Source organism: Carboxylicivirga taeanensis (assembly GCF_051851475.1).
GTDB classification, from domain to species: Bacteria; Bacteroidota; Bacteroidia; order Bacteroidales; family Marinilabiliaceae; genus Carboxylicivirga; species Carboxylicivirga taeanensis.
The window spans coordinates 1-574 of sequence record NZ_JBPUSJ010000121.1 but is presented as its reverse complement, the minus strand read 5'-3'; the positions used below and the strand labels follow the sequence as shown (position 1 = coordinate 574).

The window sequence follows — 574 nt, the reverse complement described above, 5'->3', positions numbered from 1 at the left end:
CCGTTGTGCCCCATAAAGCAAACCTTCAAACGAATATGTCAAGACAGCAAAAAATATATCTAGTGACTGCCATTAGTGCAGTATTAACCGGACTATTACTTAGTCATTTTTATAGACCTTATGTATATTTAAACCAAGTAAATGACTATGGATTTGCGGACACTATTGGAAGTTTAGTTTCTGTAATTGGATTTTGTTTCTTTGCTTGGAGTTTTAAAAATTATCAAGACACTCAAAAGAATAAGCACATAATCATAGCTACAATCATATATGGTTTTGTTTGGGAATCTATGGGATTGATTGGAATTCATGGCACATTTGATTGGAAAGACATTGTTGGAGCTATTGTAAGTGGTGTTATTGCTTTTTTAATCAAAGAATTAATAAAAAGACTATCCGGGACACAGAACTTGGTAGAAATAAAAAAATCATAAAAACGGGGCACAACAAACCGCAATAAAGAATGCCTTGCCGAGGCCGGTTTTTGGGAGTTTGGCTCCCGCGCCAGCAAAGGCGCAATTAGGAAAGCGAATATACCACACGCAGCGGCACACTTCATGCGGCAAGACGTTGT

At 37.5% G+C, this 574-nt stretch carries 1 protein-coding gene; it reads left to right on the top strand.

Going from position 1 to position 574, the window contains the following annotated elements:
- Positions 1-434, top strand: a 434-nt coding sequence (locus tag ACSX1H_RS19515) for a hypothetical protein (RefSeq protein ID WP_439185938.1), incomplete at its 5' end; no start/stop codon positions are given.
- Positions 435-574 lie beyond the last annotated feature (140 nt).